The sequence below is a fragment of the Clostridium thailandense genome (assembly GCF_019207025.1).
Classification (GTDB): domain Bacteria; phylum Bacillota; class Clostridia; order Clostridiales; family Clostridiaceae; genus Clostridium_AM; species Clostridium_AM thailandense.
In genome coordinates, this window is the sequence record NZ_JAEEGC010000106.1 from 1 (window position 1) to 22,808 (window position 22,808).

Annotated in this window: 18 protein-coding genes; 14 read left to right on the forward strand and 4 right to left on the reverse strand. The window is 31.0% G+C overall.

The features are described from left to right. Positions 1-288: 288 nt before the first annotated feature. The gene (locus I6U48_RS19055; protein WP_218322062.1) at positions 289-1,929 is read right to left on the reverse strand and encodes a putative manganese-dependent inorganic diphosphatase; all 1,641 of its coding nucleotides are present in this window, start codon (positions 1,927-1,929) and stop codon (positions 289-291) included. Between the two features lie 1,108 nt (positions 1,930-3,037). Here I6U48_RS19055 and I6U48_RS19060 point away from each other — a divergent pair. Further along, a complete protein-coding gene (locus I6U48_RS19060) occupies positions 3,038-5,581 on the forward strand; it encodes a calcium-translocating P-type ATPase, PMCA-type (RefSeq protein WP_246615451.1) in 2,544 nt (847 codons plus the stop codon). Positions 5,582-5,607: 26 nt separating this feature from the next. Here I6U48_RS19060 and I6U48_RS19065 read toward each other — a convergent pair whose 3' ends face one another. Then, positions 5,608-6,012, reverse strand: coding sequence for a hypothetical protein (locus I6U48_RS19065; RefSeq protein WP_218322063.1), 405 nt, complete (start codon positions 6,010-6,012; stop codon positions 5,608-5,610). 276 nt (positions 6,013-6,288) lie between these two features. Here I6U48_RS19065 and I6U48_RS19070 point away from each other — a divergent pair, with 276 nt between their 5' ends. Further along, positions 6,289-8,604 carry an AAA family ATPase gene (locus I6U48_RS19070; protein ID WP_218322064.1) on the forward strand — a complete coding sequence of 772 codons (2,316 nt, stop codon included), beginning with the start codon at positions 6,289-6,291 and terminating at the stop codon, positions 8,602-8,604. A 34-nt stretch (positions 8,605-8,638) separates the two neighbouring features. On the opposite strand, the gene ychF is transcribed toward I6U48_RS19070, so the two are convergent. Both ychF and I6U48_RS19080 read right to left on the reverse strand, forming a co-directional pair. After that, on the reverse strand, positions 8,639-9,739 hold the full coding sequence (gene ychF / locus I6U48_RS19075) for a redox-regulated ATPase YchF (protein ID WP_218322065.1): 1,101 nt from the start codon (positions 9,737-9,739) through the stop codon (positions 8,639-8,641). Between the two features lie 316 nt (positions 9,740-10,055). Next, a complete protein-coding gene (locus tag I6U48_RS19080; protein WP_218322066.1) occupies positions 10,056-10,202 on the reverse strand; it encodes a hypothetical protein in 147 nt (48 codons plus the stop codon). Positions 10,203-10,566: 364 nt separating this feature from the next. Here I6U48_RS19080 and mraZ point away from each other — a divergent pair, with 364 nt between their 5' ends. From mraZ to I6U48_RS19140, 12 genes are all read left to right on the forward strand, one after another. Then, complete coding sequence (gene mraZ / locus I6U48_RS19085; RefSeq protein ID WP_218322067.1) at positions 10,567-10,995, forward strand: division/cell wall cluster transcriptional repressor MraZ; 429 nt, start codon at positions 10,567-10,569, stop codon at positions 10,993-10,995. Positions 10,996-11,025: 30 nt separating this feature from the next. After that, complete coding sequence (rsmH, locus tag I6U48_RS19090; RefSeq protein ID WP_218322068.1) at positions 11,026-11,955, forward strand: 16S rRNA (cytosine(1402)-N(4))-methyltransferase RsmH; 930 nt, start codon at positions 11,026-11,028, stop codon at positions 11,953-11,955. A 27-nt stretch (positions 11,956-11,982) separates the two neighbouring features. Next, complete coding sequence (locus tag I6U48_RS19095) at positions 11,983-12,480, forward strand: septum formation initiator family protein (protein WP_218322069.1); 498 nt, start codon at positions 11,983-11,985, stop codon at positions 12,478-12,480. A 99-nt stretch (positions 12,481-12,579) separates the two neighbouring features. Next, positions 12,580-14,766 (forward strand): stage V sporulation protein D, encoded by a 2,187-nt coding sequence (locus I6U48_RS19100; protein ID WP_218322070.1) that lies wholly within the window; start codon positions 12,580-12,582, stop codon positions 14,764-14,766. Positions 14,767-14,843: 77 nt separating this feature from the next. Then, positions 14,844-16,295, forward strand: a complete 1,452-nt coding sequence (locus tag I6U48_RS19105; RefSeq protein ID WP_218322071.1) for a UDP-N-acetylmuramoyl-L-alanyl-D-glutamate--2,6-diaminopimelate ligase — start codon at positions 14,844-14,846, stop codon at positions 16,293-16,295. A 31-nt stretch (positions 16,296-16,326) separates the two neighbouring features. Beyond that, positions 16,327-17,736, forward strand: coding sequence for a UDP-N-acetylmuramoyl-tripeptide--D-alanyl-D-alanine ligase (locus tag I6U48_RS19110; RefSeq protein ID WP_218322072.1), 1,410 nt, complete (start codon positions 16,327-16,329; stop codon positions 17,734-17,736). A gap of 42 nt (positions 17,737-17,778) precedes the next feature. Next, positions 17,779-18,744, forward strand: coding sequence for a phospho-N-acetylmuramoyl-pentapeptide-transferase (gene mraY / locus I6U48_RS19115; protein ID WP_218322073.1), 966 nt, complete (start codon positions 17,779-17,781; stop codon positions 18,742-18,744). Between the two features lie 71 nt (positions 18,745-18,815). Next, positions 18,816-19,931, forward strand: coding sequence for a stage V sporulation protein E (gene spoVE, locus I6U48_RS19120; protein ID WP_218322074.1), 1,116 nt, complete (start codon positions 18,816-18,818; stop codon positions 19,929-19,931). Positions 19,932-20,101: 170 nt separating this feature from the next. Further along, on the forward strand, positions 20,102-20,872 hold the full coding sequence (locus tag I6U48_RS19125; RefSeq protein WP_218322075.1) for a cell division protein FtsQ/DivIB: 771 nt from the start codon (positions 20,102-20,104) through the stop codon (positions 20,870-20,872). Positions 20,873-20,885: 13 nt separating this feature from the next. Continuing rightward, positions 20,886-21,599 (forward strand): DUF881 domain-containing protein, encoded by a 714-nt coding sequence (locus tag I6U48_RS19130; protein ID WP_218322076.1) that lies wholly within the window; start codon positions 20,886-20,888, stop codon positions 21,597-21,599. Positions 21,600-21,618: 19 nt separating this feature from the next. Further along, positions 21,619-21,960, forward strand: a complete 342-nt coding sequence (locus tag I6U48_RS19135; RefSeq protein ID WP_218322077.1) for a small basic family protein — start codon at positions 21,619-21,621, stop codon at positions 21,958-21,960. Between the two features lie 10 nt (positions 21,961-21,970). Beyond that, the gene (locus tag I6U48_RS19140) at positions 21,971-22,696 is read left to right on the forward strand and encodes a DUF881 domain-containing protein (protein WP_218322078.1); all 726 of its coding nucleotides are present in this window, start codon (positions 21,971-21,973) and stop codon (positions 22,694-22,696) included. Positions 22,697-22,808 lie beyond the last annotated feature (112 nt).

Below are 22,808 nucleotides of genomic sequence, written 5' to 3' on the forward strand. Positions count from 1 at the left end.
TTTACATTCTTCCAGCACGATAAATACTTTTGACAAGTCTAAAGCACATATTTTTGAAAAAGCTAAGACTTGTATGAAAAGTATTTAAATGTGTCTTCCAGAATGTAAATATATCCCTGCGTATAAGTTAAGTGTCTGGTGTGGTTCTCTATAGTGTAACAGCCCTTTTGTTTTCTATTCAATCTAATTAAGCCAGTTTTTCTAGTCGGGTTCTTATAGTGCTGAAGCTTGGTAACACCTCCCGGAGTATAAGTCTATTTTCGGCCGTACTTCCGACATAACCTAAATTTATTTTTGTGTTGCCATTGCTGCAGTTAGTGGCGGAATTACTTGTTTCTTTCTTGACATAAGTCCAGGTGCATAAGCGCAATTATCTTTAAGAGTTACACCAAAAGCTTTTTCAACAGCATTGTTATAGGATCCTATAGAGATTAATTCTGAACCACCTTCTAATATGTCTGTTACAAGGAGTAGTATTAATCCAAAGCCTTCATTTTCGCATCTTTTTTCCATTAATTGAACAATATCGTTTCTTATTGCTTCAAAGCCTTCAGTATCCATGGTGGATATTTGACCAACACCAACTTTAATATCATTCATTGTAAATGGCTTAAAGTCCTGATTAAGTATTTCGTCTGGTGTTTTTCCTTCTAATGAGGAACCAGCTTTAAACATTTCTTTCCCATATTTTTCGGGATCTATATCAGCTATACTTGATAATCTTTTCAATACAAGCTTATCTGTATTAGTAGATGTAGGTGATTTAAACAGCAATGTATCTGATATGATAGCAGAACATAAGAGACCAGCAATTTTTCTGGATGGTCTTATTCCATTTTCAAAGAATAAAGAAGCAACTATTGTAGCTGTACATCCTACAGGTTCATTTCTAAAATATATAGGATTACCTGTTTCAATAGCACCGATCTTATGATGATCTATTATTTCTATAATTTCAGCATCTTCAAGACCATGAACAGATTGAGCCTTTTCATTATGGTCTACTAGTATTACTTTCTTTTTATCCTCAGAAATTAAATGATATCTTGAAATACTTCCAACTACTTTACCAGTGGCATCTAATACAGGATAACTTCTGTATCTATTTTGGAGCATAACCTCTCTTACATCATCAATTAAATCATCAGTTTTAAAACATATTAAGTTATCTTTAGCCATTATGTAGCTTACAGGAATACTTTGAGTAATTAATCTAGCAGCTGTAAAAGTATCATAAGGGGTTACTATTATGGAACATTTAACTTCTTTAGATCTTTCCAGTATTTCATCACTTACAACATGGTTTCCAGTAATTATCATAAGGGAAGCACCATTAGTGAGAATCACATTTTGAGCATCCTCTCTGTTACCGCAGATTACCAAATCGCCAGAGTCTATAAATTCTTCTGCATTTTCAGGATGCATTGCTGCAACTACAATTTTACCAGCAAATTTTAGGTTATCCTCAGCTGCATATACACATTTAGCTGAAAGAGTGTCTAATATATTTTCAAGTCTTGTTTCACTTTTTTCAATTACATTAGTATCCCATATATCCATGTAACAGGAAGTTATATTTGATTGGGAAGCTAAACCTATTAATTTATCTTCATCATCAATTACTGGAAGTGTTTTTACATTAGTTTTTCTTATCATTGACCAAGCAGATTTTAGTGAAGTCTCTGGAGAAATTGGAGTAACAGTATCAATATCTAAATCTGCTATTTGAGTTTTAACAGTTTCTATTAGCTTTGGAGCTTTAACTCCAAAATAATCTAATGCAAATTGAGTTTCTCTACTTACTTCTCCTAATCTTATTGGAATTGCATTTAACCCCATTTTGTTTTTGAATTCAGAATAAGCTATTGCAGAACAAATAGAATCTGTATCTGGATTTCTATGTCCTGTTATGTATACAACATCGCTCATAATATTTTCCTCCTAAGATAATATTTTAGAATATGTAAATCTATATGGAGTTGAACCGCCGAAACTTAGCTTATCCTCCGAGGTATATTTATATTTTTTCTGCACGATAAATGATTTTAATAAGTCTAAAGTTCAAATTTTTGAAAAAGCTAAGAACTTTTGATAACTCGCTGTGCTCAGACAATCAAATGTTCTAAGCTTTTTCAAAAATTCGAACTAAGACTTATAGAAAAATAATTTAAATGTGCATTCAAAAATATAAATATACCTCTGCGTATAAGCTAAGTTTCTGGTTTCACTCTCTATATAGGTGTAACATTTCATAATTAAATTTATAAGTTTAAATCCTATCAGTATAAAACTATAAGAGTTTTCATAGCACTATAGGATTTAAATAGATTCTATATAAGTTCTAAATTAACTTATATATTATTTCAGTTGGCTAATCAAGATAGATTATATTAGTGTACAGAAGTTAAAGTTGATTTCAAAATTTTCACATATGACTATATTATGAAAATTCAACTTTGTTCCACATATAATTACTATTTTAGAAATATAACTTCAAATAGTGATTATTATTAACTAATTACATATATTATTATATACAATACTGAAGTTTTATCAAATATATTTTTATGATAAGTCAAAAGTAGTCGGATATCTTATATATGACTCAATGTTGAAAATAAATTTGTATAGATATGTCTGCAATTATAAGATTTACTTTAAAATTGATAAGCAGAACGTGATAATTTCAATTTTACAGATGGTACTAGATTATTTTGATATTAAGGAACTTTAATTTGGAAGAAATTTTAATGAACCATTATTGAAATATCTACAATTTTTTGATTAAAATTACAATAATAATTTTATTGTTAAATATGAAACTGTATAATAAAGTGAAGCGTTTAATTACAAGTGCTAGAAAAAAGATTTATGCTGCTAAATATAAAGAAGTTAATATATTCGTGGAATAACTCAATTTTCGATTATACGTTTCAGTACAATTCCCAAATTCTTTGTTATCCCCAATCATAATATAGATATACAACTTCATATACTTAAATAATGAAGAGCAAATTTTTTGTGAGAGGTGATAGCTTTGATTAATGAAAGGGAATTGCATGAGGGGTTAACACAAGCAGAAGCCGTGAGAAGGCTTAAAAAGTATGGGCCCAATAAATTAGAGAGGAATAATAAGGTATCCCCCATTAAAATATTCTTATCTCAATTTAATGATTTTATAACGTGGATTCTTATTATTGCCACGGCAATATCAGGAGTAATGGGGGAAAAGGCAGATGCAATCACAATATTAATTATAGTCATAATGAATGCTATATTGGGATTTGTACAGGAGTATAAGACAGAAAAGTCTTTAGAAGCACTGAAGGAACTAGCAGCACCTACAGCAAAGGTACTAAGAAATGGAGTATTAAAGGTAATAAGTGCTGAGGAATTGGTTGTGGGAGACTTAATAATACTTGAAAGTGGTGATAGAATTCCGGCAGATTGTATGCTGGTAGAGGATAGTAACTTTATGGTAGATGAATCCTTACTTACGGGAGAATCTGTTGGTGTTGAGAAAAATAGCAGAGGAGCAAAAGATAGTTCTATTTATATGGGAACTATTGTGCTTAAAGGGAAAGGTAAAGCAAGAATTGTTGAAACTGGCATGAAGACAGAAATGGGGAAAATAGCAGGCATGCTTCAAAATATAGAAAGCGACAGGTCGCCTTTAAAAGAAAAGCTTGCAGCCCTTGGTAAAGTATTAGTAATCTTATGTATTGTTATATGTGCAGTAGTAACTTTAACTGGCATAGCTCGAGGACAAGACAAGTATCAAATGTTTTTACTAGGGGTAAGTTTAGCGGTCGCTGCTATACCAGAGGGACTCACAGCTATCGTTACGGTTGCTCTAGCACTTGGTGTTTCTAGAATGCTTAAAAGAAATGCACTAGTTAGAAAGCTTCCAGCTGTTGAAACCTTAGGGTGTACATCAATAATATGTAGTGATAAAACAGGAACATTGACAGAAAATAAAATGACTGTTAAAGCTATGTATTTTAATAGTAGAATTTATTATGTGGACAAAGAGTCCGTGCCTGAAAATTTAATACTGAAAAAGGCTTTTACATATTGTAACGATTGTAATTTTGATTACAAAGGAGACAATATTTCAAAAAGTTTATTTGGAGATCCAACAGAAACTGCCCTAATAAAAGCGTTTTTTAGGGAAAATAAGGAATTAAAGGGTTTTATGGATAAAGCTAAAAGAGTATATGACATTCCTTTTGATTCCGATAGAAAAATGATGTCTGTAGTAATGCGTGAAGGTTCAAAGGAAACCTGTTACGTGAAAGGTGCTCCAGAAAGAATAATAAATAGATGTAAATATATATTGGACAAAGGTGAAATAAAGCTATTTACATCTGATTATAAGAATAAAATCCTAAAAGCGGTAGAAACTATGTCTTTTGATGCATTAAGATGTATAGCAGGAGCTTATAAGGAAACAGGGATCGTTAAGGGAAAGGGTCTTGAAGATAATTTAATATTCGTAGGTGTATCAGGAATTATAGATCCACCAAGAAAGGAAGCTAAAGATGCAGTTTTAAGATGTAAAATAGCAGGAATAAGACCAATTATGATAACTGGAGACCATAAGAATACAGCTTTTGCTATAGGAAAAGAGCTGAGTATATGTAAAAATCAATCAGAGGTTATAACTGGTGAAGATTTAGATAAATTGAGTGATAAACAATTATCCGCAAAAACGGATAGTGTTTCTGTATTTGCAAGAGTAAGTCCACACCATAAATTGAGAATCGTAAAGGCTTTTAAAGCTAAAAGTAACATTGTTGCAATGACTGGTGACGGTGTAAATGATGCACCAGCAGTTAAAGAAGCTGATATAGGTATATCTATGGGCATATCTGGAACAGATGTGACTAAGGAAGCCTCTTCGATGATATTGTTAGATGATAATTTTGCAACTATTGTTTCTGCAGTAGAAGAGGGACGAATAATATATGATAACATAAGAAAATTTATAAGATATTTGCTTTCCTGTAATTTAGGAGAGGTTTTAACAATGTTTTTAGCTTCACTATTCTATTTAGATACGCCATTACTTCCTATACAAATCTTATTGGTTAATCTAGCTACTGATGGACTTCCAGCTATAGCACTAGGAGTAGACCCGCCAGAGAGTGATATAATGAGTGGAAAGCCAAGGCCTAAAAATGAAAGTATATTTGCTAGAGGATTAAGTGAAAAGATAATGGTTAGAGGTTCTCTTATAGGCGTGTGCACAGTAATGGCATTCATTATTGGAAGATACTGCAACTATGATATAACCACTTGTAGAACTTTGGCACTTTGCACATTAATAATGTCTCAGCTTATCCATGTTTTTGAATGTAGATCTGAAAGACATTCGTTATTTGAAATGAAGTTCTTTACTAATCCTTATCTTGTAGGGGCTGTAGCTACTTCTATAACGATGATAATGTGTGTACTATACCTTCCATTTTTGCAAAGTGTATTTCATACTTCTGCATTAGGAATAGGACAATGGGGAATAGTATTGTTTTTTTCAGGAATAATTGCATTGATTAACAGTTTGTATTTGTACTTTAAGTAAAAAAAAGTAGAATTGCATATGCAATTCTACTTTAATCTCTGTACCTTTTGAACCCTTTGCATTTTGCCTTCCATCGGCACTAAGTCTTTTTTTGTAGTCATGTTTCTAATATTTATAAGTTCAATTTGTTCACTATTTTGTTTTCCCTTTTTCCCTTTTAGGCCTTGAGCTAAAACGAGATTACCTTGATTAACAGAAATGAATTCAGGCTTTTTGAACCACCTATTTCTTATATAAGAACATTTAACTATGTTTTTACTTCGTTCGGGTCTGACTAAAATCATTACACTTAATTTGTGGAATATCCACAATATGGTTTTTTCTGTAACTTTTACAGATACAACGGTGCCTTGCACTTGGGTTAATCTATCACCGTATTTTTTTAAATAAGATTTTGTGTAATATTGAGCAATTTTTTCTTTAAAACTCATGTCTTTAACTCCTTCTTGATAAGATATTTTAATGAAATGCTGAAAATACAGCAATAATTTCTATTAAAAATTCATGTATATTATAACATAGTATTGCTATTTTTAAAATATAATGAAATATTTTTATTATAGTTTTCCCTTTTAATCTAATTAGATGTAGATAATTTTAATTTAAATATATTCCCTTAATATTTTAAAATACTTTTTTCTATTTTTTGTACCTAAATAATATTTTCAAGAATATTATTATAGTAATGGGTGAAAGGAGGATAGTATATGAAGAGAAAACTAACACCTAAAGAGATAATATATGACTTTAATCTTGATAATATTCATTTAAGAGAAGAAATTAATAATATGCCAGAGTATGATGAAGTTTATAAAAAAATAAAAACAGCTTTAGAAATAGATAGAGATGGGTATAATGTTTATCTTATAGATGATTTTTCAAAGCATAAGCTAGAAGCAGTAATAGAATTTGTTAAGGAAAATTTAAAAAATAAAGGTAAACCACAAGATATATGCTATGTTATAAAAGATGATGAAAAACATCCTAAGATACTATTTTTACCAGGGGGTAAAGGAAAAAAGCTTAAAGAAACTCTTGAGAATATACAGAGAGTATATTCTGAGATTACTTATGAGTTTTACAATAATTCTGCAAATAAAGAAAAGGAAGAAATAATAGAGAATCTTCAGCAGAAAAGAAATGATTTAATAAATAAACTTATTAAGATGTCTGAAGATGAAGGCTTTACAGTAAGACCAAGTCAAAATGGATTCACTTTTATACCTATAAAAGGTGAGGGTGAGTTAATGAATGAAAAAGAATATGATTCTTTAGAAATTAAAGAAAAAGAAGACATATTAAACAAGGTTTCTGGTCTAAAAAGTAGAGCTCAAGAGATAATTGAAGAATTAAAGGAAATGGAATTAAGCGAAGTTGAAAAAATAAAAAGTATAATGGAAGAATATTATAAGAAAGAAACAAGCAAAATTAGAAAGGAAATCTTGGATGAGTTTGGAAATAATGAAGAAATTAAAGAATTTTTAAAAGGTGTATGTGATAATATAGAAGATAATATTAAAAATATATATTCTATAAATTATGATGATGATGAAGAGGAAATAAATGAAATAATTTATAAATATATAGTAAATGTCATAGTTGATAATAGTGAAAATGATGCACCACAAGTAATTTTTGAAGAGGACCCTAGTATAAGTAATATCCTAGGAAGCATAGAGTACGAAAACAAAAATGGCACATATGTCACTGATATAAGTCTAATAAAAGGAGGATCATTTTTAAAAGCTAATGGAGGCTGCTTAATATTAAGGATAAATAATCTTTTGAATAATCAGAGTGCATATTATTATTTTAAGAAATCCCTTATGAGTGGTAAGGTGAACCTTGATTACAACAAAGGATATTTGGAACTTTTATCTCTTAGTGGTCTTAAGCCTGAGCCTATTAGATTCAGTGAAAAGATAATACTCATAGGAGATTATCAGACCTATGATTTATTATACTCTTATGATGAGGATTTTAAGAAAATTTTTAAAATAAGAGCAGAGCAAAAATCGTTATTAGATATAAATAATGAAATTAAACAGTCATTCTTAGAAAAAGTAGATATTATATGTAAGAATAGTAAACTAAACTCGCTTTCAAAAGAAGCCGTCAAGGAATTGGCGAAGTTTTCATCTAGGAAAGCAGAAAATAAAAATAAATTATTTATAGATGATTATGAACTGAGAAGAGTTCTAATGATTTCTGATAACAAAGTTAAAAATGATAATAGAACAAAAATTGAGGGAAAAGACATTATAGATACGGTTTATGATGAAGAATCTATAGAAAAAGAAATTGGTCAAAGCTATAAAGAAAATAAAATATTCATAAATGTAAAGGATAAACTAATAGGTCAAATAAACGGCCTATCTGTTATAGATACAGGATATTTTAGCTTTGGAAAACCAATAAAAATAACTTGTTCATGCTATAAAGGAGATGGAAATATAATAGATGTCCAGAAGGAAAGTGATTTAAGTGGAAAAATTCATAACAAAGCTATAAGCACATTAAGAGGTTATGTGAATACTTTAATTGGCGGATATGAAAAACTGTCGGTAGATTTCCATTTGAGTTTTGAACAACTATATGGAAGAATAGATGGGGATAGTGCCTCTGTAGCTGAGGTTATATCAATGATTTCAGCTTTGAGTAAAATAGGCATAAGACAAAATATAGCAGTTACTGGATCAATAAATCAATTCGGGGAGGTTCAGCCAATCGGTGGAGTAAATGAAAAAATAGAAGGTTTCTATAAGATATGCAAGCTTGTAGATAATATAGAGGGAAAGGGAGTATTAATACCTGAATCCAATATAGATAGTCTTGTATTAAATGATGAAGTAGAGACTGAAATAAAGAAAGGTAAGTTCCATATTTACTCAATGGCTAGCATAAAAGATGCTTTAGAGGTATTAATATGCGATGAAACTATTGGATATAAAGAGTTAATGAATACAGTAAAAAAAGAACTGAAAAAATACAGTGGAAAGAGGACTACTAAAAAGGTGGAATAAATATAAGGGGTTCCAGTACGGAACCCCTATAAAGTTAAACGTTAAATCTAAAGTGAACTATGTCTCCATTTTGCATAACGTATTCTTTTCCTTCAAGTCTGTAATAGCCTTTTTCTTTCGCAGCAGCTTCGGAGCCTACTTCTACTAATTTATCGTAGGAGATAATTTCTGCTCTTATAAAACCTTTTTCGATGTCAGTATGAATTTTTCCAGCAGCTTGAGGAGCTTTTGTTCCTTGCTTTATTGTCCAAGCCCTAACTTCTTGAACTCCAGCAGTTAAGAAACTCATAAGACCTAGAAGTTTATAACTTGCATGTATTAACTTATCAAGACCAGCTTCATCTAATCCGTATTCGCCAAGCATTTCTGCCTTTTCATCACCCTCAAGTACAGAAAGCTCTTCTTCAATTTTTGCTGAAATTATTATTACTTCTGAACCTTCATTTGCAGCATATTCTTTAACTTTCTTTACATATTCATTTTCTAGATTTCCAGAAACTAAGTCATCTTCAGATATGTTTGCTACATATAGTACTGGTTTAGTTGTGAGAAGAAAATATCCTTTAGCAAGCTCAGACTCATCATCAGTCAATTCTAAAGTTCGTACAGGTTTACCAGCTTCAAGGTAGCCTTTAATTTTTAACATTAATTCATACTCAGCTTTTGCTTCTTTGTTAGCTCCACTTTTTGCAAGCTTGACAATTTTCTCAATTCTTCTATCCATCATTTCTAAATCTGAAAAAATAAGTTCAAGGTTTATCGTTTCAATATCGCGGATAGGATCTACAGAACCATCTACATGAACTACGTTAGGATCGTTAAAGCATCTTACCACATGAACTATGGATTCAACTTCTCTTATATGGGATAAAAACTTATTTCCAAGACCTTCTCCTTTGCTTGCTCCCCTAACTAGTCCAGCTATGTCATAAAATTCAATAGCAGTGTATATCTTCTTTTTTGAATTATACATTTTTTCAAGTACATCTAGTCTTTTATCAGGTACGCTAACTACCCCAACGTTTGGTTCAATTGTACAGAATGGATAGTTCGCAGATTCAGCTCCTGCTTGAGTTATGGCATTAAATAAGGTACTTTTACCTACGTTTGGCAATCCAACAATTCCAAGTTTCATTTGTGTACATTCCTTTCTAATTTATATTTAAGTAAATTTAAATTTCTCAGTTTTAAACTAAAATTCTATAAATTTTCATAGTTTTTAACTAACTTTACAAATTACCTATTAAATTATACTCTACAAAACTAGTCATTTCAAGAAAATTAGAAAGGAGTTGTTGAACTATAGGGTTTCTAGATCTAAAGTATAACTTATACTGCTATTTGAATTGGTAACTTTTGCAGAATAAACATTCTAAAGAATGTTTAACTTGTGTTAACTGTTACTAATAAATATTTTTTATAAGTTAAATGTCGGTCTTGGATGTCTATAATTACTTTCTTCCAATATACATTCCTATGCATATTCCCTTCATAAAACTCCAGGTTATGATTCCTGCTAAACAAATTTTTTCAGCTTTATTTAGACACTGCATATGATGATGTCTGAACATATGTTTGATGATTTTATTACCTATCATATTAAATCAATCCTTTCATTAAAAATATACGTAGTCAATTTTGTGCAAAATTTTAAAGTTATCTGTATGTTATTATCTGAAGATAAAAAAGTTTTTATTAAGGAGTCTTAAGGATATTATGTAAAAATATGTATAAAAAAATGTACAATAGTAACCCAAAAAACATAATATTAAAAATTTAACAGTTTGCTGTAAAGTATTGAAAGCTAGGAACGATAAAGGTAGAAAAAATAATTTTAATAGACTTAAAAAAAATATTAAAAAAGTTTTTTCAAAGAGGAATTTTTATGTTAATATAGAATAAGTAAACAAGGTGGTTAAAAGTGGAGTAAAGTGGAGTGAAATAACAAATAGGGGTTCAATTATGTTTATTGGAGAATATGAACATGCATTAGATAATAAAAATAGAATAATTGTACCTGCAAAGTTTAGAGAGGAACTTGGAAACAAGTATATACTTACAAAGGGATTAGATGGATGTTTATATGCGTATACATTAAATGAATGGGGAGTGTTAGAGAAAAAATTAAAAACGCTTCCATTAACAAATAAGAATGCACGTGCTTTTGTTAGATTTTTCTTTTCGGGTGCTAATGAGATAGATATGGATAAACAAGGTAGAAGTTTAATTCCACAAAATCTTTTAGAATATGCAGAGATAAAAAAGGAAATAGTAAGTATTGGTGTATCCAATAGAGTAGAACTTTGGAGTAAGGAAAAATGGGAAGAATACAATAGTTCAAATATAGATTTTGACGAAATTGCAGAACAAATGAGCGAACTTGGAATTTAGTTATATTTTGAGTAATGGAGGAAATAATTTATGGAATTTAAGCATGTATCAGTGTTATTAGAAGAAACAATAAATGCATTAAATATAAAAGAAGATGGTATATATGTGGATTGCACCTTAGGTGGTGGTGGGCATTCTTTTGAAATTGCTAGCAGACTATCTGAAAAAGGAAGACTTATAGGAATAGATCAAGATACTTGTGCTCTGGAAGCTGCAAAGGAAAGGTTGAAAGAATTTAATAATATTACTTATGTTCACAATAATTTTTATAATATAGATGAAATTTTAAGAGATTTAGATATACCTAAGATAGATGGGATAATGATGGATCTAGGAGTTTCATCTTATCAGCTAGATGAAGCAGAGAGAGGCTTTAGTTATATGAAAGACGCGCCTTTAGACATGAGAATGAATAGGGAGGACAGCCTTTCTGCTTATGATGTGGTTAATAGCTACAGTGAGACAGAGCTTTATAGAGTAATAAAAGAATATGGTGAGGATAACTTTGCAAAAAGAATAGCAAAATTTATTATACAGAGAAGAGAGAAAGAAATTATAAAAACTACAGGAGAACTTGTAGAAATAATAAGAAGTGCTATTCCAGCAAAATTTCAAAAGGAAGGTCATCCAGCTAAAAGAACCTTTCAGGCTATAAGAATTGAAGTAAATAGAGAACTTCAAATATTAAACAAAGCAGTTGAAGATAGTGTGAATCATTTAAATAAGGGTGGAAAAATAGCTATTATAACCTTTCATTCATTAGAAGACAGAATAATAAAAAACAAATTCAAGAATTTAGAAAACCCATGCACATGTCCGCCAGACTTTCCAATTTGTGTATGTGGTAAAAATCCTTACATAAAAGTTATAACCAAAAAACCTATTGAGCCTTCTGAAGAAGAAATGAATGTAAATTCAAGAAGCAAAAGTGCCAAGCTTAGAGTAGCTGAGAGAATCTAGTTCTAAATTTTAGATGAGGTGAATAAAGTGATAGTGACAAATAAAGATAGTTATATACATGGAAACACCGTTCTGCAGCCTGAATATGTACCTTATGAAGAAGAAAGAAGATATGAGGAAGAAGCTAAAAAAGAAAGATTAAAGAAACTTAGAAAAGCTAAACAAAGACTTAAGAAAAAAGTAAAAGTAATAAGGAATATTTCTTTAAGCTTCATAATTGGAATAATTTTTGTAGGAAGATACTGCATAATATACAATATGCAGATGGAATTAAATTTAGTTAAGACAAATATAAGTGAACTTAATAAAGAGAATGACAATTTAAAAGTGGAGCTTGTTAAATACAATAATTTACAGTACATTGAAGAGACAGCAATAAATAAGCTTCAAATGGTACCAGCTGATAAGGGAGCAGCAATTTATGCTAATCTAGATAAGGAAAATGTTAAAATAACAGAAAAGAAAGTGCAAGATAAAATAGAAAAAGAAAATCTTTGGAGTAAACTTAAAAAAATAATATTTTAGGTAAAGATTTATCACGTTAGATACTAAAGAATAGAGGAATGCAGAAGAACTATTTTTCATTTGAATTTTTTCTTAGTAATGTTAACGGGGGTAGACAGGTTGTCAAAAAAAGAATACAGAGACAAAGTTATAATACGAAAGAGAATGATAGTTATTTTTAGTTTTCTTTTCTTAGCTTTCTGTGTATTATTTAGCAGAATGTTATACATAATGGTATATCAATCTCAGAAACTAAAAACTTTGGCTGTAGACCAGTGGACAAGCGAAGTAAAAATTGATGCTAAAAGAGGAAGAATATTAGACCGTAATGGGCACGAACTGGCGGTTAGTGCCAATGTTTATAGGGTCGATTTAGACATGAACGCCCTAAGAGATACTATGAATGAAAAAAAACTATCACAGGAAGATGTAGCGGAAAAACTTGCTGGAGCTTTATCTATGGATAAAGCAGAAGTTTCAAAAACATTAAGTAAGACTCTTCCAGGAGGCTTACCGCTTGCTTCTGCTAACTTAAAAAGAAGAATAGAAAAATCAGAGGCTGATAAGGCTAGAGACTTAAACTTAAATGGAGTATTAATATCTGGGGATACTAAAAGATATTATCCTAATAATAATTTTTTAGCTCAGGTACTTGGACATACTAATTCAGATGGAAACGGACTGACTGGTGTTGAACTTACTTATAATAAAGAGTTATCAGGAACACCAGGTGTTAGAATTGCTGAAACAGATAAAAAGAGTAAAAGCCTTCCGGACACTATTTCTGAATATACTAAACCTATAGATGGTAAGGACGTAGTTTTAACAATAGATGAAAATGTGCAGCATTTTGCGGAAAAAGCTGCAAATCAAGCCTTGAATGATAACAAGGCAAAAGCAGTTACTGTAGTTGTTATGGATCCTAAAACAGGAGAAGTTCTTGCTATGGTTAACAAACCAGACTATAATCCTAATGACCCTTGGGTTAAAGGAATGTCTTATGAGGAATTGCAAAAAAGTTGGAGAAACAGAGCTGTTAGTGATAGCTTTGAGCCAGGGTCAATTTTTAAAGTAATAACAGCTACTGCAGCTTTAGAAGAAAATGCTGTTAGTGAAAATGACAAATTTACTTGTGGTGGAAGCTTTACTGTAGGAAAAAAAATAATACACTGCTGGAAAACTTCAGGGCATGGGGAACAAACCTTTGTGGATATACTTAAAAACTCCTGTAACGTTGGATTCGCCGCAGTTGGTAAAAAAGTAGGCAAGGAAAATTTATATAAATATATTAAAAAATTTGGGTTTGGAGAAAAAACAGGCATAGATTTACCTGGAGAAGCAAAAGGAATTGTAAAGAAGCCTGAAAATATTAGTGAAATTGATTTAGCAACTATATCTTTTGGTCAGACAAATACTGTGTCACCTATTCAATTTCTTACTGCATTTAATTCTATAGCTAATGGAGGAACCTTAATCAAGCCTCATGTCATGAAAGAGATATCTCACTACAACTCAGATAAGGATAGTAGAATTATTGATAAAAATTTTGATGTAGCAGGAAACAGCAAGCAAATACTAGATGCAAATAAAGTGGCACAGCTTAGAGGATATCTAGAAAAGGTTGTTTCAGAAGGTGGCGGAAAAAAGGCATTTATTGCAGGATACCATATAGGAGGAAAAACAGGAACAGCTCAAAAAGCGGGACCAGGTGGATATCAACCAGGAAAGTATATATCTTCATTTACAGGTATGGCTCCTGCCAGCGATCCAAAGGTGACAGTTTTAGTATCTATAGACGAACCAGATCCATCTAACTATTATGCTGGCCAAATAACAGCTCCAGTAGCTCAACAAATATTTAATGATATCTTTAATTATTTAGCTATAAAAAGTGATGCGGATAGTCAAGACATAGCTAAAAGTATGTTAAAGGATGTAGTTGTTCCAGATGTTAGAGGAATGAAAAAATCCGATGGAGAAAAAATTCTCAAGGATCAGCACCTCGAATTTGAAGCTGATTCAAATGGAGAATATATTACAGATATGAATCCTAAACCAGGATATACGGTTAAAGAGGGAAGTAAAATTATCCTTTACACAGGAAGCGCAGCGAACTATAATAAAGTAGTGACTGTTCCAGATGTTCAAGGCTTAAGTAAAGATAGTGCAACAGCTGTATTTAACAGTATAGGGCTTAAAGCTCAATTTGAAGGGGATGGAGTAATAGCTGATCAAAGCGTAGAACCAGGTAAAGAGGTTGAAAAGGGAACGGCAATAAATCTTGATATGGAACTATTAGGAGATTAAAATATAGGCATGCAATACATAACTGTGTTGCATGCCAATATCATGTATAAAAGTTTAAATTTAAAGGGGTGTATATTGTGAATTTAAAACAAATTCTAAAAGGAATAAATTATAAGGTTTTAAAGGGCAATGACGATCTAGAAATAAGAGAAATACAGTATGATTCTAGAGCTGTTAAAGATGGAGATTTGTTTATATGTATTGAAGGATATGCCACAGATGGACATAAATACATAAATAGTGCTTATAATAGTGGTGCAAAGGCAATAATATGTAGTAAAACTGTGGAAAATCTTCCAGATTGTACTGTTTTAATGGTTGAAGACAGTAGAAAAGTTTTAGCTTTAGCTGGCGCCAATTATTATGCTCAACCTGCAAGTAAATTAAAAGTTATAGGCATAACAGGAACTAATGGAAAAACTACATCTACTTTTATGATGAAATCAATATTAGAGACAGCGGGTTATAAAGTTGGCCTTGTAGGGACTATAGCAAATTACATAGGAGATAAAAAAGTACCAGCTCACAGAACTACTCCAGAATCACTAGAACTTCAGAATCTTTTTAAAGATATGGTAGATGAAGGTGTAGAATATTGCGTTATGGAAGTATCATCACATTCACTATATCTTAATAGAGTTTATGGAATTAAATTTTCTGAGGCTATATTTACCAACTTAACACAAGATCATCTTGATTTTCATAAAACCTTTGAGAATTATTATGCTGCTAAGCTTATTTTATTTAAAAACACCAAAAATTCAATTGTAAATATAGATGATGAATTTGGGGAAAGAGTATACAAAGATTCAGAAGGAAATAAAATTACTTATTCTATAGATAAGCCTGCAGATATAAGAGCTAATAATATACATATGCATTCAAGAGGTGTAGATTTTGATGTAACATACAAAAACCAAGTAGCGCATATAAATTTAAATATACCAGGAAAATACAATGTTATGAATGCTCTTGGAAGTATGGCAGCTTGCCTAGGAGAAGGTATATCAATGGAAATAGTAAAAGAAGGCTTGGAGAATATGCTTTGTGTTCCAGGAAGATGTGAGATAGTTACTAAAAATTATAATTTAGGTTATGAAGTTATAGTTGATTATGCGCATACTCCAGATGGATTAGAAAACATATTAAGAACTGCAAGAGAATTTACAAAAGGAAAGCTTATAAGTGTATTTGGTTGTGGAGGAGACAGAGACAATACAAAGAGGCCAATTATGGGTAAAATAGGCTCAGAATTAAGTGATTTAGCTGTTATTACTTCTGACAACCCAAGAAGTGAAGACCCAATGAGCATAATAAAAGAGATAGAAACTGGAATTTTAAAAGATAACTACATTGTTATAGAAAATAGGAGAGAGGCTATAAAGAAAGCAATGGAACTAGCTCAAAAGGATGATGTAGTTGTAGTTGCTGGAAAAGGTCATGAAGACTATCAAATATTAAAGGATAAGACTATACATTTTGATGAAAGAGAAGTTATTGCAGAAATTGTAAAGGAACTTGAGAAATAGTTCTCTACTAAAAGAAAGGAGTTGCTTAAACTTGGAGCATATGAGTTTTGATGAAATAGTCAGCGCAGTTCACGGCGAAGTACTCTTAAAAGGTAAATACTCAGGATTTAATACCGTAAGTACAGATACTAGAAAAATAGAGAAAGAAGATATATTTGTTGCGTTAAAGGGTGAAAATTTTAATGGCAATGAATATATTAAAACTGCCAGTGAGAAAGGTTCAGCCATTTGTATAGTAGATGAAATACTTTATAAAAATGAAGAAATTAAAAAGAATACTACGATAGTGAAGGTGAGAGATACAAAACAAGCGTTACTTGACCTGGCAGAAGCTTATAGAACAAAATTAAATCTTAAGTTTGTTGCTATAACTGGCTCTGCTGGGAAAACTTCAACTAAGGATTTGGTTGCAGCAGCTTTAAGTGGAAAGTATAAAGTTTTTAAAACAGCAGGAAACTTCAATAACCAGATAGGGTTGCCGCTTATGGTTTTTAAATTGGATAACAGTTATGATATTGCAGTTCTGGAGATGGGCATGAATAATTTTAATGAGATTCATACCATGGCTAAGGCAGCAAGACCAGATATTGCCCTAATAACTAATGTAGGGACTGCTCATATTGGAAATTTAGGAAGTAGAGAGAATATATTAAAGGCAAAGATGGAGATTACAAATTTTTTTAATGAAAAGAGTATTTTAATAATAAATGGCGATAACGATATGCTGGCGACAGTTAAAGATAAACAATATTCAATTATTAAAAGCGGAATAGAATGTGAAGCTGATTTTAAAGCGATAAATACAAAACTTGGAGAGAATTGTGTTGATTTTGAAGTATTAGAAAAGAATAATTCCACAAAAGAAAGATTCCATTTAGATATGCCAGGTAAGCATACAATTTTAAATGCAATGCTTGCTGTAGCCTGTGGAAGAATTATGAATATGAATTATGAAGAAATCAGGCAAGGTTTAAAAAAATTACAATCCACTTCCATGAGAATGGACATAATTGAAGGTAATAAGTTTACTATAATTAATGATTGCTATAATGCAAATCCGGATTCTATGAGGGCTGCTATTGACGTGCTAAAGAATTATGGGGGAAAAAGAAAGATTGCAGTACTCGGTACAATGGGAGAATTAGGAGAGGTAGCCTTTGCATCACATAAGCAAATAGGTGAATATGCGGCTCAAAACAACATAGACTTGCTTGTAACAATAGGAGATTATAATAAAGCCTATGAAGAAGGTTTTAAAGCAGTGGATAATGAACATTTTACAGTTGACCGTTATAAGTACAAGGCTTTTGAAAATTATGATGGTGCAGTAGATTTTCTAGCAAAGGAATATTTACAAAAAGAAGATACAATTTTAGTAAAAGCCTCAAGAGCAGCAAAGTTTGAAAATATAGTAGAAAAACTAAAGAAAAGCAACAGCTAAGAGGAGGTGAATACGCTCTAAGTCTTAGAGCGGTATTTTAATATGAACAAGCTAATTTATTCTGTATTAGTTGCATTTTTTATATCAATTTTAGAGGGACCTATTTTTATACCACTATTACGTAAATTTAAGTTTGGCCAAAGCATTAGAGATGAAGGACCTAAAAGCCATCAAAAAAAATCAGGAACTCCAACTATGGGAGGACTAATATTTATTATATCTTCTTTCATAACTATGGCACTTATAATAAGGAAGCCTAATGATGAGGCTATGATTGCACTTTATGCTTTTGTTGCTTTTGGTATAATAGGAGCTTTAGATGATGGATTAAAAATTATACATAAGAAGAATTTAGGACTAAGAGCCTATCAGAAAATGATTTTACTTTTAGTTGCTTCGGGTGCTTTTGCATATTACGCAGCAAATAATCCTTATATAGGAACAGCTATAATTGTTCCTTTTGCACACAAAACATGGAACTTGGGTGTTTTTTATATACCATTTATAATACTTTATTTTGCAGCTACCACTAACGCTGTAAATTTAACAGATGGTCTTGATGGACTTGCAACCTCTGTTACTCTTTTGGTTATGACATTTTTTGGATTAGTAAGTTTTGCTATGGGACACTATACTCTAGCTATATTCTGTGCGGTGGTTGCGGGTGCATTATTAGGATTTTTGAAATACAATGCATTTCCAGCCCAAGTTTTTATGGGGGATACTGGTTCATTAGCATTAGGTGGAGCAGTAGCGGCAGTTGCTATGATATTAAAATTACCAATATTGGTTATAATAGTAGGTGGAATATATGTGATGGAAACACTATCAGTAATAATCCAAGTTATATCCTTTAAACTTACAGGAAAAAGAGTATTTAAGATGAGTCCTATACATCATCACTTTGAATTGTGCGGATGGCACGAGACTAGAGTTGTATCTGTATTCTGTATAATTACTGTTATACTTTGCTTAGTAGCATTTTTATCACTAACTGTAGGTTTATAGAATAATTAACGAATGTTTGCTGTCAACTATACTGTTGATTTACACAAGTAATTAAGTAGGAGGATGCCAGAATGAGTAAAACCAATAGTAAAATGGGATCAATAGACTTTTTACTATTTTCCACTATAATGCTTTTAGTGGCTATTGGAGTAATTATGGTTTATAGTGCTAGTTCTTACAGTGCATTTTTTAGTTCTGCTACCAATCATGATAGTATGTTTTACTTAAAGAAACAAGGACTTAGCGCTATGTTAGGTGTTATAGCAATGTTTTTTACTATTAAGATTGACTACCATAAAATGAAAAAATACACTAAGATACTAATGATAGCTACAGTAGTACTTCTAGCAGCCGTATTTGCATTTCCAGCAACCAATGGTGCTAGACGATGGATAAGGCTGGGAGGACCCTTCTCATTACAACCTTCAGAAATAGCTAAATATATAGTTGTTATATATATGGCTAAGAGTATAGACAGCAAAGGCGAGAAAATTAAGAGTTTAACTTATGGAGTTATACCCTATCTTATGGTTTCAGGCTTTTATGCGGGAATGGTACTTGCTGAAAAAAATTTAAGTATAGCTACAGTAATAATGATGGTTACGCTTATAGTACTATATGTAGCTGGAGCTAAGACATCTCATATGCTAGGACTTATAGGCTTAGTAGGTTTATGTGGAGTTTTGGGTATAGTTCTTGAACCTTATAGAATGGCTAGATTTACAAGTTTCCTAAATCCTTGGCAAGATCCTAAGGGAGATGGATATCAATTGATACAATCCCTACTTGCTTTAGGGTCAGGTGGAATATGGGGAGTAGGACTCGGTAGATCGAGACAGAAATGTTATTACATACCTGAGCCACATAATGATTTTATATTTTCCATAATTGGGGAAGAGCTAGGGCTTATTGGCTGTACTATAATTGTTATATTGTTTATTGTGTTCATATGGAGAGGAATTATTACAGCTGTAAAGGCAAAAGATACCTATGGTACTTTGCTAGCTACAGGAATAACTTCCGTCATAGCAGTTCAAGCAATTATAAATGTAGCAGTTGTAACTGGTTCAATGCCAGTTACAGGGGTACCTCTTCCATTTATAAGTTATGGAGGGTCTTCACTGATATTTAACCTTATAGCTATGGGGGTGCTCTTAAATATTTCCCGGCAAAAAGAATATAGTTAATTTTTATAATTATAGCATTGCTTTAAGCAATGCTATAATTTATGTAAAAATTTATATAAAAAGTATATAAATTTAATGCATAATTTAATGAAATTAATGCTACAAAATGTTATTATATATATAGCTTATTTAATTTTTATTTACCCTATGAGACAAGGAAGGTTGATACAATGAGCCAGATGTTAGATAAGTCACACAATGAATTAGTAATTCGTAGAAGAAGAAAGCAAAAGGTCAAGAAATTATTTATGTTATTTATTATGTTAGTATCATTACTTATTACTCTTTGTTTAAAGCTTCCTTATTTTAATATAAAAAATATTCAAGTTTCTGGTAATAAGAATATTTCTACAAAAGATATTGTTGCGCTTTCTAATGTGAAATTAGGAAACAATATTTTTTATATTGATTTAAAAGATGGAGTTAATGGCGCTTTGAGCAATCCTTATATTTCAAGTGCAACCATAATTAGAAAGTTTCCATCTACTATTCTTATAAATGTAAAGGAAAGAGAAGCGGTATTCTATAATAATATAGAGAATCAATACTTTGTTGTAGATAAAGATGGGATTGTACTTCAAAAAAGAGATAATATTAAGGACATGAAGCTTATTAAGCTAGATGGATTTGACTATTCAAAATGTGAAGTTGGAAAAGTACTAAAGGATAATGATAAATCGAAAGTTGATGCAGTTGTTGATTTAGGTGAAATTGTTCGTAATAATAAAGTCTCCCAAGGAATAACACTTATAGATGTAAGTAATTCGGTGGATATTAAGGTGTATTATGGACAAATTTGTGTAAAGTTTGGCAACACCGAAGATATAGGGAAAAAATTTAATAAAGTTTTAAATATATTAGAAAGAAAAGAATTACAAGGGGTAAAGGGATACATTGATGTAAGTTTTAATGGTAATCCTGTGTTTTTTATTGAAAAATAGGAGGAAGTAATGCATGCGAAAGGTTAAATCACAGGTAAGTGTAGCAGTAGTTTGTAGTATATTAGGGTTTATGCTTGCATATCAATTTAAAATTTTAATGAAACAAGACAAGACATTTAATTTTACTAATAAAAATAATACTGATGTTACTGTAGAAATAGAGCAATACAAGAAACAAAAACAGCAACTTGAAGAAAAGGTAAATGATCTTCAAGATCAAATTAAAAAATATGAAAGTGCTGCGGCAGGTAAAAGTGATGCTACTAAGGATCTTTTAAAAGAATTAGAGAATACACGAACATTAATGGGACTTACAGATGTTAATGGTCAAGGGATAACAATATATCTCACGCCAGATTCTAAAATTTTTGGAACTGATACAGGTGATAATATAACAGACAAGCATTTAGTTTATCTTGTGAATGAATTGAGATTTGCAGGGGCAGAAGCCATATCTATTAATGATATAAGAGTAGTTTCAAAAACTGGAATAAGAAATGCAGGTAATTACATTTTAATTAATGATGAAAGAATTTCTCCTTCAAATAGAATAGTTATAAAAGCGATAGGAGATAAAAACTTGTTGTACAGTGCTATGAGTTTTCCAGAAGTATTTACAGATTTTAAAGGATTGTGTGATGTTAAATTTGAAAAATCAGACGATATTAGTATTAAAAAGTATAATAAGACCTATAAATTTGAATATGCAAAGCCAGTTAACAAATAAATAGAGGGAGAGGAAAAACATGATAGGATTTATTGGACTTATAATAGGAGTTATTGTAGGAGTTATTTGGAATGTTAATATACCAGATAAACTTTCGCCATATATGTCAGTGGCAATACTAGCTTGTTTGGATTCAGTGTTTGGAGCTATGAAGGGAAGTTTGGCTAAAAACTTTCAACCAGACATATTTATATCAGGATTCTTTGGAAATGCGGTTTTAGCAGCAGGTCTTGCTTATCTAGGTGATAAAATGGGAGTTCCTATTTATCTTGCGGCAGTAATAGTTTTTGGTGGAAGAATATTTGACAATTTTGCTACTATAAGAAGACTGTTAATAGAAAAGGCCAGAGCCCGTCAATGAGGTGAATTAGATGAAAAATCATGAAGCCGAGATATTCGTATTTATAGCATCTATAATCATAGGAATATTAATATCTATGAATATAAGCTTTACAAGAGAAACAGAAATGGTGTTCTTAAGTACAAAGCAATATCAGGATGCGTACAATTATAAAAACAAACTTTACAGTGAGATAACGGATCTCATGGAACAATATGATAGCTATAATGAAAAACTTTCTAAATATAAAAGTAATGAGAAGGATCAAGTTCATATTACTGAAAATATACATGAAGAATTAAATGAAAATAATATTATATTAGGTAAAACTCCTGTACAGGGTCAAGGAATAATAGTGACTTTAAACGATGCAAGTGAAGAAGATATAAATAATGCATATGCCTATGAACGTGAGTTGAGGCTTATACATAATACTGATATTATTCAAGTAATAAATGATTTGAAAAATGCAGGTGCAGAGGCTATTTCGATAAATGGACAGAGGATAATTGATAAAACTGAAATTTATTGTAGTGGGCCATTTATAAGAGCTAATGGGGTGAAAATAGCAGTTCCGTTTATTATTAATGCCATTGGTAACAAAGAGGTTTTGAATAATTATATGTTATCTAACGAAAACTATTTAAAGACATTAATGACAAGAAAAACGAGGATTAGTGTAGAACAAAGTGACGAAATAAATATTCCTGCCTATAGTGGTGAAGAGAAAAATGAATATATAAGGGCGGAAGAGTAGTAATAGGTCTATATTACTCGAAAAAAAATTTAAATTAAATTTAATTTTTTATTAATTTTTTGCAGGAATTTTAGAATTTGTGAAGAATAAGTAACAGTATGAAAAAAAGTGG

Coding starts and splice junctions, on each gene's coding strand:
- I6U48_RS19055 (WP_218322062.1), bottom strand. CDS start 1,929: ATGAGCGATGTTGTATACATAACAGGACATAGAAATCCAGATACAGAT.
- I6U48_RS19065 (WP_218322063.1), bottom strand. CDS start 6,012: ATGAGTTTTAAAGAAAAAATTGCTCAATATTACACAAAATCTTATTTA.
- I6U48_RS19070 (WP_218322064.1), top strand. CDS start 6,289: ATGAAGAGAAAACTAACACCTAAAGAGATAATATATGACTTTAATCTT.
- ychF (WP_218322065.1), bottom strand. CDS start 9,739: ATGAAACTTGGAATTGTTGGATTGCCAAACGTAGGTAAAAGTACCTTA.
- I6U48_RS19080 (WP_218322066.1), bottom strand. CDS start 10,202: ATGATAGGTAATAAAATCATCAAACATATGTTCAGACATCATCATATG.
- mraZ (WP_218322067.1), top strand. CDS start 10,567: ATGTTTATTGGAGAATATGAACATGCATTAGATAATAAAAATAGAATA.
- rsmH (WP_218322068.1), top strand. CDS start 11,026: ATGGAATTTAAGCATGTATCAGTGTTATTAGAAGAAACAATAAATGCA.
- mraY (WP_218322073.1), top strand. CDS start 17,779: ATGAACAAGCTAATTTATTCTGTATTAGTTGCATTTTTTATATCAATT.
- spoVE (WP_218322074.1), top strand. CDS start 18,816: ATGAGTAAAACCAATAGTAAAATGGGATCAATAGACTTTTTACTATTT.
- I6U48_RS19125 (WP_218322075.1), top strand. CDS start 20,102: ATGAGCCAGATGTTAGATAAGTCACACAATGAATTAGTAATTCGTAGA.
- I6U48_RS19130 (WP_218322076.1), top strand. CDS start 20,886: ATGCGAAAGGTTAAATCACAGGTAAGTGTAGCAGTAGTTTGTAGTATA.
- I6U48_RS19135 (WP_218322077.1), top strand. CDS start 21,619: ATGATAGGATTTATTGGACTTATAATAGGAGTTATTGTAGGAGTTATT.
- I6U48_RS19140 (WP_218322078.1), top strand. CDS start 21,971: ATGAAAAATCATGAAGCCGAGATATTCGTATTTATAGCATCTATAATC.